This is a genomic window from Natrinema caseinilyticum, assembly GCF_024227435.1.
GTDB classification, from domain to species: Archaea; Halobacteriota; Halobacteria; order Halobacteriales; family Natrialbaceae; genus Natrinema; species Natrinema caseinilyticum.
Genome location: NZ_CP100445.1, coordinates 1500971 through 1515800 on the forward strand (window position 1 = coordinate 1500971; position 14830 = coordinate 1515800).

Sequence of the window (14830 nt, forward strand, 5' to 3'; positions counted from 1 at the left end):
CGGATAAGGGCCACGTTTTCGGTGAACTCGAGCAGCCGAATGCGATCCGGGATGGCGGGCGGCCGGTCACTCACTCGTCGGGTCCGCGACGGTCCGCTCGTCGCTCACTCGCCACCGTCGCCTTCGCGTTCGATGTCCGCTTCCGTGTCGGTATCGTCGTCGGTGATCGCGTCACTCGTCGTATCCGCGTCGGCATCCGCTCCCGTCTCGGTGTCGGCATCCGCTCCCGTCTCTGTGTCGGCATCCGCTCCCGTCTCTGTGTCGGCATCCGCTCCCGTCTCTGTGTCGGCATCCGCTCCCGTCTCGGTGTCGGCCTCCCCCTCGGTGCCAGTGCTGCCATCGCTCTCGAGTAGTTCCTCGGCGACGTCTTCCGCGACCGCCATCTCGCCCGGCTCCGCCGGCTCCGTCCGAACGTTCGATTCCGCGCGCTCGGCGATCTCCTCGTCCGAGCGTTCGTCGGTGTACTCGGCATTCGCCGTCTCTTCTCGGCCCTCCGCGTCGGTCCGGTCCGCGACTGCTTCGTCGCCGGCGTCGCGTTCATCGTCCGCGCGCCCCCCGATCGGGATCGAGACGGCGGGCTCCGACAGTTCGTCGGGCACGGCGTCCGCCGCCCGGTCACGAAACTCGTCGACGGGCTCGCTTCCGTCCTCGCGCGAGCCGCGGAGTCGACGCACGAGATAGCCGAGCCCGATGACGACGCCCGCGACGAGCAGAACTCTTGCGAGCCGACTCCCGAACGAGGAGTCCGCCGTCGCGGCCGATTTCGCGGTCGGGTCCCGGCCGCGGGTCCGGCCCGTCCGTGACGCCGAATTCGCTCGATCGGGATCGGGTGTTCGAATTCGCATCGCGGTTCCTACGGGCCCGGACGGCAAGTGGGTTCGGGATGAGCAAGCCGGGGCCGACCGTAACGAGGGTTCGAAACGACCAGCGCTCGACGCCCGTCCGGAAACGCGGCCCTCGAACGTCGGCCGGGATCTCACCCCTCGAGGTGGGTGATTCGCGCGTACCGACCGGCTCGCCATCCCGCGACCAGCGCGACCACGGTGCCGACACAGATCGCCAGGGCGAAGCCGCCGGCGTAGACCTCCGGCGGCGTCCGGAGGAGGTGTTCGAAGCCGAGAACCGAAGTCGAGAACCGGTTCAATCCGACCACCGCGGGCGGCGTCGCGGCGAGCCCGACGAGTCCACCGAGGAGACCGATTATCAGCCCCTGTGCGCCGACCGTCCCGGCGAGGATGCGCCGGGAGAGTCCGATCGCTCGAAGGGCCGCCAGTTGCTCTCGTTGCTGGTGTGCCACGAGTGCGAACAGATTCGCCGTCAGGATGATACCGCCGACGATCGCGAGCCCGACGAGCGTCACGCCGCTCGCGAGGACGACCGTCCGTTCTCCGATCATGCCTTCGACCTGCTCCTCGCTGGTTCGGACCGTGTATTCGGGATACTGGTCGCGGAGTTCGTCCCGGACGGCATCGTGGTCGGCGTCGTCCGCCACGTCGGCGGTGAGGAACGTGGCCCGATCGGTCCCCGACGTGCCGGCGACCGCCTGGAGGTCACCCAGCGGGACCGTCATCGCCGGCGAGCCGAGATACTGGGAGTAGTAGTCGGACGTCCCGATGACGGTAAACTCGTGTTCGGAGGCCGTGTGCCTGCTCGTCCCGACGTACACCGTGTCCCCGACCGAAACGTCGAGTTCGTCGGCGGTCCGCGGATCGATCACGATCGTCCCGGTCCTCGGCTCGTCTGACGGCGGAGTCGCGGCCATCTCGGCGCTGAGTTCGAATCCGTGCCCCGCCTCGAAATCGAACCCCTCGTGGGTCTCCTGGACGCCGACCGCGGGTCTTCGCCGCACGTTCGACGGATTCGAACCGATGTACACGTCGTACATCGCGATCGGGGAGGCGCTTTTGATGTCCTCTCGCTGGGTGAGAGCGACCGCCATCCCGTGGGCGCCCACGATCGGATTTTCGGTCCCGCTCGCCGCCGGATTGACCGGATCCCGCGAGATCCAGATATCTCGGTCCGCCTTGTCCAGTCCCCGCTCGCCCTTCTCGACAACGCCGATCCCGAGGCTCGCGAGGATCGTCACCGAGAGGACGGCCAGGGTGACCGCGAGGACTGTCAGTACGGTCCGACCCGGTGACCGCCGGAGCTGTGCGAGCGCGAGCCCGGCGACGGCTCGCGTCCGCACCGCCTCCCGTCGCACGGTCATCGTCCCACCTCGTCGAGGACCGTCGTTCGCGCGGCCACGGCAAGCGGATACGGAACGGCCACCAGCCCCGACAGGACGCCAACGACGATCGCGTACGGGACGAACACCGGGTGAAAGTGCGCGACAGCACCCGGTGCGACGGTCGCGCCGGCGACGGCATTGACACCGACGATACCCAGCGCACCGAGACAGATTCCCGCGAGCGAACCCACGAGCGTCGTGATCCCCGTCGATACCGTAATGACAGCGAGTCGGCCGCTGGTGGGAAAGCCGACCGACTCGAGGACGGCGAGCGTGCGACGGTCCTCGTCGACGGTCATTCCCATGGTCGTCGCGACGAACGAGGCGCAGATCGTGACGCCGACTAACAGCGCGATGACGCTCGTCGCAAACGCCAGTCCGTCGTCGAACAGCGACGACGGGTCGGTACTTCCGGCGACGTCGACCGCCGCGTCGGGGTACGTGTCGATCGCTGCCGCCCGCGCTGCGTCCGGATCGCCCCAGATCAGCACTCTGTCGGCGAGTTCGCCGTCGTCGGCACCGGCGACCGACTGGAGTTCGCTCAAATGGACGAGGCCGACCGGCGCGTTCGTCCCACCCCCACCAGTCCCGCCTTTCGCGACGGCCGCGACCGAAAGCGACCGCGCGCTGGTGTTCGTCCACCCGACCGAGACGGTGAGTTCGTCGCCTCGCGACGCGTTGAGGCGCTCCGCTGCGACGGGCGAAAGGACGATTCCCCCCGCCGGCGAGCCGTTGTACGTCCCGTTTGCGTACTGTGGATCACCCGGTTCGAGAGCGGTGGTCGGCAGTCCCGCAACCGTCCGCGATTCGGAATCTGGGACGATACCGACGAGACGGACCGTTCGTCGGTCACCGCCTGCGGCCTCGAGCCGAACCGTTTCGACCAGCACCGGGGATGCGTGAGCCACACCGTCGCGCGATCGGATCGTCCCAGCCCGTTCGTTGGTCGCACCGAGGCGCGGTCCCTCGACGCCGTCGACAGACGACAACGTGTTACTCTCCGCCGCGGAGATGCGAACCGCCGCGTCGTCCTCGCTCATCACACCGCCGTCGGCGAGCGCCAGCGCGACGCCCGTTACAACCAGCAACAGCGCGATGGTAAGCGCGACTGCGGCGATCGTCGACGTGATTCGACCCGTCGTCGTTCGCGTCGCTCGCTTCCACCACCTGACGAGCGAAAAGCGAACGAGCCCCGCCCACCGAGTTCGCCACCGGTCGTCGTCCCCGTCGGGTCCCCCCTCGCCGTCACCGGTCATCGTCGACCACCTGTCCGTCGCACAGCGTGACGACCCGGTCGGCAACGGACAGTGTGGATTCGTCGTGTGATGCGACCAAAACCGCCCGTTCGCGCCCGATGTCGGTCAACAACTCGAGGACGTCCGCACCCGTTGCCGTATCGAGTTCCCCCGTGGGTTCGTCCGCGACGATCACGTCCGGATCGGCCGCCAGGGCCCGCGCGATCGCGACCCGCTGGCGCTCCCCACCGCTGAGTTCCCCCGGGAGGTGAGTGACGCGGTCGGCGAGACCGACCGCCTCGAGCAGTTCCGTCGCACGGGCGCGCCGGTCGGATCGCGGAACGCCCGTCTGAACGAGTGGCAACGCGACGTTCGCTCGCGCGGACAGCGACGGCAACAGATGGAACCGCTGAAAGACGATCCCGATGTGCTGTCGACGGAGCCGCGTTCGCTGTGCGTCTGACAGCGCAGCGAGGTCGGTACCGCGCAATTCGACGCTGCCGGCCGTCGGGACCAGCAACCCCGAAACCACGTGCAGTATAGTCGACTTACCGCTCCCGCTCGGCCCCTCGAGCCCGACGATCGTTCCCATCGGCACCTCGAAAGAGACGTCGCGAAGCGCTGTCACCGTCCGCTCGGTGGTCGATCGAAATCGGCCACTAGTCGACCCGTACTGGTGGCTGATTCCGTCGAGCCGAACGGCCGGCGTCGATTCGCGATCACCGTCGCCGTCGTCCCCCACCGAGGAACGCGAATCGCTAACTGAGTGGTCAAACATACTCACAGGGATCTCACTTCCATTGAACGGCCCACCGAAACATTGTTTCGACCCGCATACCCTTACAAGATGCCTGTTAACCGGGTTTCGACTGGCGCAACTATTTCGAGTGTATCGGCTAAATCCGCCGCTCAGCGGCTGAGGGCTCCGTCACCGACCGGCCCAAATTCGACGCGGCGACGCGGTCTGACTCGATCAGTCGCCGAACGGTAGGGGCGAGTTGCCCATCGAACGCCGTCTGAAACGAACCCGTACAGGACGGTGAGAGGGACCGTAGTGTGAGTCTGTCGTCGATCGGTTCACTGAATCGCCGCTCCGGTTCGATGGTTCCACACCGACCACCCGCGTCCGGTTCGATGGTTCCGCACCGAACAGCGGCGTTCTCGGTTTCGGTCCGTCGTGCCCTCGATGCCGTTCGAGACGGTTCGGGTCGCTCTCGACTCGAGAATGTGTGAGAACCGGTTCTCGCGGGAACCTGCCCGCAGGCCGGCGACCGACGGTACATCCGGAACGACCGCTCGCGGTGTACGACGACGGATGTCACCACTCCTCGGTGTCGAGAATATCGTTGGCCGCCGCTTCGTAGACGTGGCTCGCGCTGACGGTGGAAACCGATCGTGTCACGGAACGGTGTCCACGTGCGGTCGATCTCGAACGATTGCGGTCGGTTCCGGTGCGACGAACACCGGGATACTTCGTCGGCGTCGCGCCACCGGCTCTGAGACGTACTGGAGTCGGAGGCCCAGGGACCCGAACGCACCCGTCGCGAGCCCACCTCGGTTCACGACGGATCGCCGCGGAGACGCTCGAGGCCGGTCGGATAGACTGTGTAACGCGTCTACCGGAAGCGTCTCCCTCCAGCGAGCGTCGGGACCGACGCGGTGACGAAAGCACCTTCGCGCGAACCGGACAGGTCGTCCAGAATGCGGGACGGTGGCGTGTGGTTCGCAACCGCTTATCGACCGCATAAACGTCGCCGCAGGCAACTGAGACTGCGTTCCCCAGTAGATGGGTGTCGCTTCGGACAGGACCTCACGTCGATATCGAACTCGGTGACGTGAGGGTGACAGAATCGAAGGGGCCGGGGCAACACCGAGTCGCTCGCCGAACCGAGGCGACCCCACAAAAGCGCGTTCGGCGAACTCCCTCGCGGAAATCGAATCCGCCAGAACGAACCGCCCCCGACGATGACGGCACGGCGACGGAAAGCGGGCGGGAACGCGTCGCGTGATGCCGACGATGGCGTACGATAGCTCTCGAAATCGGCCTACTCGTCCACTTCAGGCGCCGTCTCGCGTGACGTGTCCTCGACAGATCCGATGCCCGTGAGTTCGAACCGAGCGCCACCATCCGTGCCGTTCCCCGCGGTGATCCCCCAGCCGTGAGCGCGGACGATGTCGGTCACGATCGACAGACCGAGTCCCGTTCCCTGCTCGGCCGTCGAGTAGCCGTGCTCGAGCACCTCGTCGAGGCGGTCCGCTCGTATTCCCGACCCGTCGTCTTCGACGTACAGGCCGTTCCCATCCGGGAGGCGGCCGACCTCGACGGTCACGTCCTCCCCGCCGTGCTCGATCGCGTTCCGAAAGAGGTTTTCGAAGACGTTCAACAACCGATCGCGATCAGCGTCGAAGGCGACGTCGGCCGTACACCGGAGGGTCGCATCCGTCGTCTCCACGTTTTCCCAGGCGCTCGTCGCGATCGCCGCCAACGTCACCGTCTCGGTTGCCGTGATCGCTTTTCCCTGCCGGGCTAGCAACAGGGCGTCTTCGATGATCGATTCGATTCGCTGGTGCGAGTGAGAGACCTCCGCGAAGTAGGAATCGTCGATGGGCGCGTCGTCGGGGAGTTCGTTCGCCTGTTGCTCGAGAACGTCGAGGTACCCCTGGGCGACGGTAAGCGGGTTCCGAAGGTCGTGAGAGACGATGCTCGCGAACTGATCGAGGCGTTCGTTCTGGTACGCGAGTTGTTCCGTCTGCTGTTCGAGTTCGGCTTTCTGCTTCTCTAATTCGCGTTCCCGTTCCTCGAGCCGTTGCTCGCGGTATTTCTGTTCGGTGATGTCGTGTAACAGGATCACGTGTCCGGCACGTTCGTCACCCTCGGTGAGCACGGAGATCCACACGTCGTAGCATCGACGACCGTTGTCCGTCTGAACCCAGGCGGTCTCTTTGAGTTCGTGTACCGGTTTCTCGCCGGTGATGATGGGCTCGAGAGCGCCAGGGTCCTCGATCGGACCCACAGTCGTAACCTCGGCGAGCGTCTTTCCGACCGGCCGATCCAGGCCCAGCATCTTCTTTGCCGTCCGATTCACGTCGACGATTCGACCGCTTTCGTCGAGGACGATGAAGCCGTTGTCGACTTCTTCGACGACGAAATCACGGGCGAGCGTGACGAGACCGCCAAACCGCGAACTGAAGAGAGAGACGGCACGGTCGATCGGTAACAGATGGGCGAACCTGGCGCTCGTCGCGATTAGCAGTTGCGCTCCACCCAGGACCAGATGAACGTGTGGGACGATCAAAAAATATGGCAGGGGACTCCGCTGAAGGACCGACGGGACGGTAGCGAGCACTGTTGCGATGTGTACCAGAAAAAACGTGAAACTCAGCTTTCGATACACGTTTCGCGAGTGAAGAACCTTCTTGAGTAACAACCAGTTGTTAGCGCTGGTTAGCACGTAGCCGACCCCGAAGATGAGTTTCACCACTTTTTCCGGTGGTTGCCATCGTTCCACGGGCAGTCAGTATCGTCGCCAGGCGTGTCTCTGTCCGGTGGATTCCGGACGGGTGGGCAGTCGTCACCTGGGGGGTTTCTCGGCGGATTTTCGGGCGGATTTCGGACCGGGGGGCAATCGTCGCCTGGGGGATTCTTCGGCGGGTTTTCGGGCGGGTTCTCGGGTGGATTTTCGGGCGGGTTCTCGGGTGGATTTTCGGGTGGGTTCTCGGGTGAATTTCCCTCTCCAGGGCAGTCGTCGGGTTCGTCACCCGGTGGATTGTCGTTACCCAGGGTGTCATCCCCTGGCGGATCTTCGTCGTCGGGACAATCATCATCCGGGGGAGTCTCGTCGCCGGGGTTGTCGTCCGGACAGTCCTCGCCCGGATTATCCTCATCCGGTGGGTTTTCGTTACCGGGGGTTTCCTCGTCGGGACAATCTCCGTCCGAAGTATTCCCCGAAGACGTAGATCTCGCTCGCGCGATCAGCGAAAGCCATCGAATAGTATCCGCAGTACGCGCCGACTTCCCAAAAGACAGTATCGCTGTCGATATGAGACGACACTACGTCTACGACCGGAGATTCATACTCTCCGGTGACTTTCGCTCGGTTGGCGGGGGCACCATTATCGATTATAATTTTGAATGGATCCACGGGTTGGTCTCGAATAGTCACCGTGTGAGTGCCGGCGGGCGAGAACGTTCCCACTTCGAGATACGAGAACAGGGGACGGCTTACTCTCCGATACAACTCGAATAAATACGATAAAAAGGGGATTTTTTGAACACGGGGGGCGTGACGACGAACCTGGTAGTCGATATCCATTTGCAGAATTTTCCAGGTTCGTCTCTATAAAAGCGCGAGTCATTTCGTAAAGAGTGAAATGAGAAACGGCGATGAATCAGACGAGAACCTGTATTGAATTTCGATACCATCGGGGATGTGATTACCGACGTCCCCATTGGCATCCCGTCGGACGTCCGGATCCGTCCTTCGATAGCCACGGTTCGTTTCTGCTCGCACACTCCCACTGCAATCGGGCGAGTTCCAAACGGAGGTTTCCGGAACCCTCCTCGCTACGGACCTGCGCGGACCACCGATTGCCGATGGCCGGGGTGCAGGGTGTGGACAGTCTCAGGCCGGAACGGTCGCCGTCGATGGCTTGAACTCGCTCGTGACTTCCTCCCCACCTTACTCGCTCACGGCTCACACCGTTCGCTCCGTGAGGGGACTTCCTGTTTCCACGACGTTGTCAGACAACGTCTGACAGCCCGTGAGATTACGTCTCACGAACGCGCTTTGCAGGAACCGAATGGGTTCCCGTAGGGAGCGCAGTCTCCGCAGGCGCAGATTCGGGACAGCCCGTCCCGACGTGCTTCAGGCCGCGTACCAAGATGTTGTAGGCCGCGTTCCAGTCCCTGTCCGCCGTGAAGCCACAGGAAGGACACGAGTGTTCGCGGACCCACAACGGCTTGTCGGTCGAGACACCTCAGGCTGCACACTCTTTGGTCGTCCCTGCCGGATCGACGGCGACGAAATGCGTTCCTTCGCGGTCGCACTTGTACTCGAGCATCCGGAGGAACGTTCCCCACGCCGCTCCGGCACGGTTGCGGCTGTTCGACGGGAGTTCCATCAACCCCTTGGCGTCGAGATCTTCGACTGCCACGAGGTCGTACTCGCGAGCGTCGTGGTTCGAGCGTTTGTGCAAGAAGTCCCGACGCTTCCGTTGCAGGTCGGCGTGGCGTTTGGCGACGACCCGCTGTTGCTTGCGGTAGTTCGACGAGCCGTGTTCTTTCTGCGAGAGTTTACATTGCTCGCATTCCAGCCGCTTCCGTTCGTCGGAAAGGTCCGGCGACTCGACGGCTGTTCCGTCGCTGTCGTGAGCATACTTGAGGATGCCCACGTCGATCCCGACACAGTCCTCGAGTTTCTTGGGCTTCGACGGCACGTCGTCTTCGGTTTCGATTCCGAGAACGGCGAACCACTCGCCGGTCGGCTCCTGCTTCACGACGACTTCTTTGATCGTGGAGTCGTCCCCAGAAATCGGAGATTTCTGATGGGCTGTACAAGAGCTGTCGCTCTTGTAAACGCTGTATCCCCTCCCTGCTCGCGTCTTCGACGCTCGCTGAGGATAGCGCGGGACCTTCGGTCCCGCTGACCATGCGAACGGCGGAGCCGTGAGCAGAAGGGGGCATTAGCGCCTCGATTTAGGTAAAACGGACGGCAGGCAAGGCCTGGACGATCGATCGAGAACAGAACCCGTCATCGGACCGAACAGTGCTGGCAGCTCCCACACGTCCGACTGTGCGCGAACGGACGGACGGCGAACACTCGAGTCAGGTAATCCGTTGAACTCACACGGAGAGATGGAAGGCCACGACAACGCGACTCCGCTCTATTCTGGTTCGACAGGGAGCTACGTCCGTCCTCCCCGATTTGAACGCCGTGAGACGTGCTCGCTCCGCTGCGCGCGACTCACAAGCTCGAATCGTCTCGGTCGGATTTGTAAAACGAATCCGCCCTCCCCGTATGGAGGACCGTCGCGGTCGATGCCTCTCGTCGGTCAAGGTGATAGCGTCCGTTCATAGTTCGAAAGACTTCCGTCGCTGCTCCGCTTTCTGTCGCTCGCTGCGTCTGTCGTAGTGTTTGCCCAGGATCTCCTCGCTCGCGTTCATCCGATCGGACACGAGCGAACCTTTGAAATCGAAGGCAGAAACGCAAGCAAACTACTCCGGTGAAGAACCTGCTAAACTGGACCATTTGGCGGCACGGCCGATGAATCAACTTCTCGAACTCGGACCGAGCACAGCACAGATGGATCAGCGTCCGAAGAACCCTTTCTCTCCTGGCGATCGAGTGCAGAAACGGGATGGAACGGGCGACGAGGCGATCGTCATTGAGCGGGTCCCTCCGGAAAACTTGATTATGAAGCAGTCGCTGTCGCGTTCATTCCCCAACTCGAAGGTGGACCCGGCGATTGGGAGGAAATCCATCCAGCGAAGTTAACATCATACTGTGATGAGCAGAACATCAGAACGTACCCGTACAAGTATTCGAATATAGAACTCACCGAATAACGCGGCTATTCAACTGCCTCTGTTGAAACCCTCGGCAATTGAGACAAATGGCCTGCTAAATACAGAGCATGTATTCAGCAGGCCTTGTGCTGCGATAACAGCTAACGTGATTCGTGTGGTAGGGGAACGTAGGTCATGGAACCAGTATCCGACTTCCGGGAAACGCTTCGGGGCACCCTGATCCGACCCCACGACGAGAGCTACCACGAGGCCCGTGCGGTCTGGAACGGGACGATCGACCGCTATCCTGCGGTCATCAGTAAGTGTACAGGCACCGCGGACGTGATCGCGGCTGTGAACTTCGCGCGGGAGTGCAACCTCGAAATCGCGGTCCGCGGCGGCGGCCACAATGTCGCGGGAACCGCCGTCTGCGACGACGGGATCGTCATCGACCTCTCAGACATGCGAGCCGTATGGGTCGACCCTCACGCGCGGATCGCCCGGGTTCAGGGCGGTGCCCTGTGGGGTGATGTCGACCACGAGACCCAGGCCCACGGCCTGGCAACCACGGGCGGTATCGTCAGCCACACCGGCGTCGCCGGACTCACACTCGGTGGTGGAATCGGCTGGCTGATGCGCAAGCACGGCCTCACCGCCGACGACTTGCACTCCGCCGACGTGGTGACCGCCGGTGGCGAGTTCATCCGAGCCTCGGACGACGAGCACTCGGACCTGTTCTGGGCGCTCCGAGGCGGCGGCGGAAACTTCGGAATCGTGACTTCTTTCGAGTTCGACCTCCACCCTGTCGGTCCCACTGTCCTCGCCGGTCCCGTGTTCTGGGCGGCGGACGACACTGCCGACGTGTTACGCTTCTATCGCGACTTCGCGCGGGATGCTCCCGACGAGCTTGGCACCGTCATCAGGTTCGGGACTATTCCTCCCCTCCCAGCCGTCCCCGAGGAACTTCACTGGCGACCCGCCATGGCCATCAACGTCTGCTACGCCGGGTCAGTTGAGGAGGGTAAAGACGTCCTCCGACCGTTGCGTGAGCAGGGCACACCGCTTCTCGATCTGGTCTGCCCCAAGCCCTATTTGGTGCACCAGAGTGGGTTCGACAGCACCGTTCTCCATGGATGGCACTACTACTGGAAGTCGACCGATCTGCCGGAGCTGTCCGACGACCTGATCGACGTGTTCGTCGACCACGCCTTCTCGGCGGCGTCACCTCGCTCGTACTCGGTGCTATTCCATCTCGGCGGAGCGGTGAGCCGCGTCGACGATGATGCCACCGCCTACACCGGTCGGAACTCGCCTCACAACATCAACATCAACGGCGTGTGGCGTCCCGACGAGGAGGAGAAGTACGCCGAGTCGGAGACGACGTGGACCCGTCGGTTCTTCGACGCCCTCGAACCCCATCGAGAGGGAGTCTACGTGAATTTCCTCGACGCCGATGACAGCATCCCACGGGTTCGCGAATCATATGGTGAGGACACCTACCGGCGTCTCGCCGAGATTAAGACCGAATACGATCCCGAGAACGTATTCCACCGCAACCAGAATATTGAGCCTACCGTCTGAGAAGTTCTCTCCTCGACATTTCTTCGAAGTACCGGTTGATCTGACAACCTTGCTGAATACGCGCTGTGTATTCAGCAGGACTCCTGAGACATATCACCGACTAAGTATTCCAACAGAGCTATTCAACTCTCTTTTGGACTAGACTCCTCGAGGAGATCGAGCAGTTCGTGCCAATCGACGTCCTTCTGAAAGAGTCCGGATTCAAGATTCCATGCCCACGGTGCTGAGTCGTCAGGGTCATAGCCGTCGTACTTTTCGAATTTCTTCACCGAATCAGGGAACAACGGATCGGACGGTCGATCAGCATCAGCACCCCATTCCTGGAAGAACTCCGCTTCAGATTTCTCTTCCTTCCAGAACGCCAGCGTCGTGAGGCGCTTTCCTTCTGGGTGATAGTCTCGGCCGGAATGGGAGATGTTCCCGCAGGCGTAGACGCCGATCTTCGCGAAGCGCTTTGCCAACGGAGTCCACTGATTCGCAACCTCGTAGTTGTACGTACGCGTGTCGAAGTGCGTCGACGACTCGTCGATGACGATGAACTTCGGTTTCGTTCGATGGCGAAGGCAGGTAACAGCGAGATCGTGAGCCGAGGTACAGACCTCATCGGTTCGTTCCCACGATCGAGAGTTCGAGATCACCATGAGTTCGTCAGGGAAATCATCGATCAACTCGAACGCGCGATCGGTCAGTTCGACGAGCTTGTACATCGTGTTCGTCTTCCCCGTCTCCGGATTACCTGCACCGGCCACGAACGCCGGAGCACCGTTGTTGTGGAGTTCTTCGAGGAGCCGCAGCGCGACAGTCATGTTCGAACCGTCGAACTCCTGTTCGGTCACACCGACGAGATAGCTCGCGAGCGACGCATCGCCAGTGTCAACCGCTCGAGATGCTGCGTCAGTGAGGAAATTCGGATACAGAACGCCACCGAGATCGGTATCGGCGAACGCGGTTCCGTCGAGATCGTCACGCTCGGAAACCACGTCGTCGACGAAACTGAGCGAGCGACGATCGCGACCGCTCTCGACGATACCAGCATGGGACTTGATCCGATTTTCGCCCTCGAGGTCGCCGGTGATCTGTTCGCGAAGCTTCGCCAGTGTCAGAAGGTTCTCGTCAATATCAGTCATCGTCAGCTGTCAGCGCGGGGAGTCCGCTCCGATCGGACCGCCCCTCGGGTTGTTCACCGCTCGGTTCGTCCTAGTCGTCGAGATCGTGATCGGCCGCCTCGAGGACGTCGCCGAGTTCCTCCAGGTCAACGTCCAGCTCCTCGAGCGCATCACCGTCGGAGCTGTACCGTCGCTCGAGGCCGAACTGATCGAGCGCATTGTTGATCGAGTCGTCCAGTCCGTCGCCCTCGTCGGGGAGCGATCCTTTCTCGAACGTTTTGATGACGGACGCGACAGCATCCTTCGAGGCCGTGCGGACGATGGACCAGAGAGTATTCTCTATCGCGAAGGCTTTCTTCGCATCCTCCTCGAGCATGTTGCGGCACTCGTACACTGCCTGAAGCGAGGCGATCAACTGCCGGTCGTCCATCGTTCCGCGCCACGTCCCTTCGACGGTCATCGTCTCGAGATCGACGTTACTGCCGGCGTAGAGGATCGGTCCCCACTGCTCGAGCGAGCCGTCGGTCACCTCGAGTTCCGACCAGTCCGTCTGTGGGAATCGGTAAACCGCGCCGTCGACGATCCGTGCGTCGACGTCGACGAGCCAGATGTGCGTCGGTTCGGGAACCCACGACATGAGGCGATCGCCGACGATCGACGCCACGGGTAGGGAGGTCGACGTGATCTTTGCAAACACCGGCCCAGGTCGCCAGCTCATCGGACCGATTGATACACTGTGTCCGACACCACGGGTGACGACACCGATAGCTGAAGTAGCGAGTGTAGTACGTCCTCTCGAACGGATTCACGAGAGAACACCCAGTTGAGGTGGTAATCTGCGTGTTCAGGGGGCTTTCGTCTCTCGAGGTTGTCGGGCGAGTTGTTCCATCGATCCTCGTCGACGTGATGGACGTGGTACTCAGACCACAGAGAATCGATTTCTCCGTGCGCGAATGCCGTCAGCCGGTGGAGGTAGACATACCTATCGTGGCCGGCTCGCGAATCCCAGACGCGAATGCGGGGGTAGTGATCGGGATCGAACTCGATCCGCGGGCCGACGATCACGCCGACCACCCCACCATTCGCTACGAAATTCGCGCGCGAGCGTGGGCCCGGCACTGGAAACCAGTTCCACACCAGATTTTGCGCCCCAATTCGAAAAACCAAAATCGGCAGTAGAGTGCCCCTTAGTGGCGAATGCGCCACCATCCGATTCAACTGCACTTCGGCGAGAATCCAGGTCCGCCCTCCCCGATTTGAACGGGGGACAAGTCGATCTACAGTCGACTGCTCTACCAGTCTGAGCTAAGGGCGGGCAATAAATCGTAGCCCCCGAAGGGGACATAAGGGTTATTATTCGAATTGGGCGAAACGTGTAAGCGATCGCGAACGGCAGAATGATTGATATAGGTGGGCTTATAACACGGAAGTACTCCGGCTATGAGCAAGATCACGTTCCGCGCCGATGACGACCTCGTCGAACAACTCGAGGCCCTCGACGCTTCCAAGAGCGAAGCGATGCGAGACGCCCTCCGATCGTATCTCGAGGAGGACGGAACCGGAAACGACGAGACGAATTCGGGGCTGGATCGTGATCGGGAGAGCGAGATAGAGAAACTGGTTCGAGAACTGGTCGACGAACGGTTGGCAGAGCAACTGCGCGGAACCGCGCTTGGACCAGAGCGCGCGAACGCGGGCGGACGCGATGCGGTTTCGTCGCCCGAACCCCAGGACGTAAACGTCACGGTTTCGCTCGAGGGGGCAGCCGTCCGATCGGCAGAGCGTGCAGAGAGTTCCCGTGTCAGCGCCGGTGAATCGGCGGACGGTGACCGACCGGCGGCCCGACCACGGGACCAGACGGGGACGCAGATCCGCGACCGCGAAGGAGACCGGCAGTGTAATCAGTGTGGCGACCACCTCAGCGGGAACCACGTATACTGTCCCAACTGCGGTGAAAAAGCCTCGCGGCGGCTGTTCTGTGACTGCGGCGACGAGATTCGCTCCGACTGGTCTTTCTGTCCAGGCTGTGGCCGACGAACGCCAGCAGCGGACGTTCTCGAGTCTGACGGGACGCAGTACTGACCAGTGTAAGACGCGGAAAGTCACTTTGGACGAAAGTTTTATTATCTAAGCCAAACATCGCCTTAGTCGCGTAAGACGGATTGTCTTACAC

Annotated in this window: 12 protein-coding genes, 1 tRNA gene and 2 pseudogenes; 4 read left to right on the top strand and 11 right to left on the bottom strand. The window is 62.2% G+C overall.

All coding sequences use genetic code 11. From position 1 onward, the window contains the following. Nucleotides 1–104 precede the first annotated feature (104 nt). The 7 genes and pseudogenes from NJT13_RS07350 to NJT13_RS07380 form a co-directional block, all read right to left on the bottom strand. A complete protein-coding gene (locus NJT13_RS07350) occupies nucleotides 105–845 on the bottom strand; it encodes an MSCRAMM family adhesin SdrC (protein WP_254524918.1) in 741 nt (246 codons plus the stop codon). A 131-nt stretch (nucleotides 846–976) separates the two neighbouring features. After that, nucleotides 977–2209 carry an ABC transporter permease gene (locus tag NJT13_RS07355; RefSeq protein WP_254524919.1) on the bottom strand — a complete coding sequence of 411 codons (1233 nt, stop codon included), beginning with the start codon at nucleotides 2207–2209 and terminating at the stop codon, nucleotides 977–979. After that, nucleotides 2206–3486, bottom strand: a complete 1281-nt coding sequence (locus NJT13_RS07360; protein WP_254524920.1) for an ABC transporter permease — start codon at nucleotides 3484–3486, stop codon at nucleotides 2206–2208. Before NJT13_RS07360 ends, NJT13_RS07355 begins: the two co-directional genes overlap by 4 nt. After that, nucleotides 3476–4243, bottom strand: coding sequence for an ABC transporter ATP-binding protein (locus NJT13_RS07365; RefSeq protein ID WP_254524921.1), 768 nt, complete (start codon nucleotides 4241–4243; stop codon nucleotides 3476–3478). The genes NJT13_RS07360 and NJT13_RS07365 overlap by 11 nt, the downstream gene beginning before the upstream one ends. A gap of 1267 nt (nucleotides 4244–5510) precedes the next feature. Next, nucleotides 5511–6974, bottom strand: a complete 1464-nt coding sequence (locus NJT13_RS07370) for a sensor histidine kinase (protein ID WP_254524922.1) — start codon at nucleotides 6972–6974, stop codon at nucleotides 5511–5513. 1258 nt (nucleotides 6975–8232) lie between these two features. Next, a pseudogene (locus NJT13_RS07375) lies at nucleotides 8233–8988 on the bottom strand (RNA-guided endonuclease InsQ/TnpB family protein); the annotation flags it as partial. 547 nt (nucleotides 8989–9535) lie between these two features. Beyond that, a pseudogene (locus tag NJT13_RS07380) lies at nucleotides 9536–9643 on the bottom strand (site-specific integrase); the annotation flags it as partial. Nucleotides 9644–9650: 7 nt separating this feature from the next. Here NJT13_RS07380 and NJT13_RS23645 point away from each other — a divergent pair. The 3 genes from NJT13_RS23645 to NJT13_RS07390 all read left to right on the top strand — a co-directional run bounded on the left by NJT13_RS23645 (nucleotide 9651) and on the right by NJT13_RS07390 (nucleotide 11551). Beyond that, the gene (locus tag NJT13_RS23645) at nucleotides 9651–9959 is read left to right on the top strand and encodes a DUF7961 domain-containing protein (protein ID WP_484549609.1); all 309 of its coding nucleotides are present in this window, start codon (nucleotides 9651–9653) and stop codon (nucleotides 9957–9959) included. Next, nucleotides 9902–10030 (top strand): DUF7961 domain-containing protein, encoded by a 129-nt coding sequence (locus tag NJT13_RS23650; RefSeq protein ID WP_484549614.1) that lies wholly within the window; start codon nucleotides 9902–9904, stop codon nucleotides 10028–10030. Before NJT13_RS23645 ends, NJT13_RS23650 begins: the two co-directional genes overlap by 58 nt. Nucleotides 10031–10165: 135 nt before the next feature. Beyond that, on the top strand, nucleotides 10166–11551 hold the full coding sequence (locus NJT13_RS07390) for an FAD-binding oxidoreductase (protein WP_254524923.1): 1386 nt from the start codon (nucleotides 10166–10168) through the stop codon (nucleotides 11549–11551). 122 nt (nucleotides 11552–11673) lie between these two features. On the opposite strand, the gene NJT13_RS07395 is transcribed toward NJT13_RS07390, so the two are convergent. From NJT13_RS07395 to NJT13_RS07405, 4 genes are all read right to left on the bottom strand, one after another. Next, nucleotides 11674–12678 (bottom strand): hypothetical protein, encoded by a 1005-nt coding sequence (locus NJT13_RS07395; RefSeq protein ID WP_254524924.1) that lies wholly within the window; start codon nucleotides 12676–12678, stop codon nucleotides 11674–11676. Between the two features lie 70 nt (nucleotides 12679–12748). Then, nucleotides 12749–13321, bottom strand: coding sequence for a DUF8125 domain-containing protein (locus NJT13_RS07400; RefSeq protein WP_254524925.1), 573 nt, complete (start codon nucleotides 13319–13321; stop codon nucleotides 12749–12751). Between the two features lie 50 nt (nucleotides 13322–13371). Then, on the bottom strand, nucleotides 13372–13866 hold the full coding sequence (locus NJT13_RS23430; protein ID WP_425499806.1) for an HNH endonuclease: 495 nt from the start codon (nucleotides 13864–13866) through the stop codon (nucleotides 13372–13374). Between the two features lie 32 nt (nucleotides 13867–13898). After that, nucleotides 13899–13972, bottom strand: a tRNA-Tyr gene (locus NJT13_RS07405). Between the two features lie 125 nt (nucleotides 13973–14097). Between NJT13_RS07405 and NJT13_RS07410 the strand changes: the two genes are divergently transcribed. Then, the gene (locus NJT13_RS07410; RefSeq protein ID WP_254524926.1) at nucleotides 14098–14739 is read left to right on the top strand and encodes a ribbon-helix-helix protein, CopG family; all 642 of its coding nucleotides are present in this window, start codon (nucleotides 14098–14100) and stop codon (nucleotides 14737–14739) included. The last annotated feature ends 91 nt before the right edge of the window (nucleotides 14740–14830 follow it).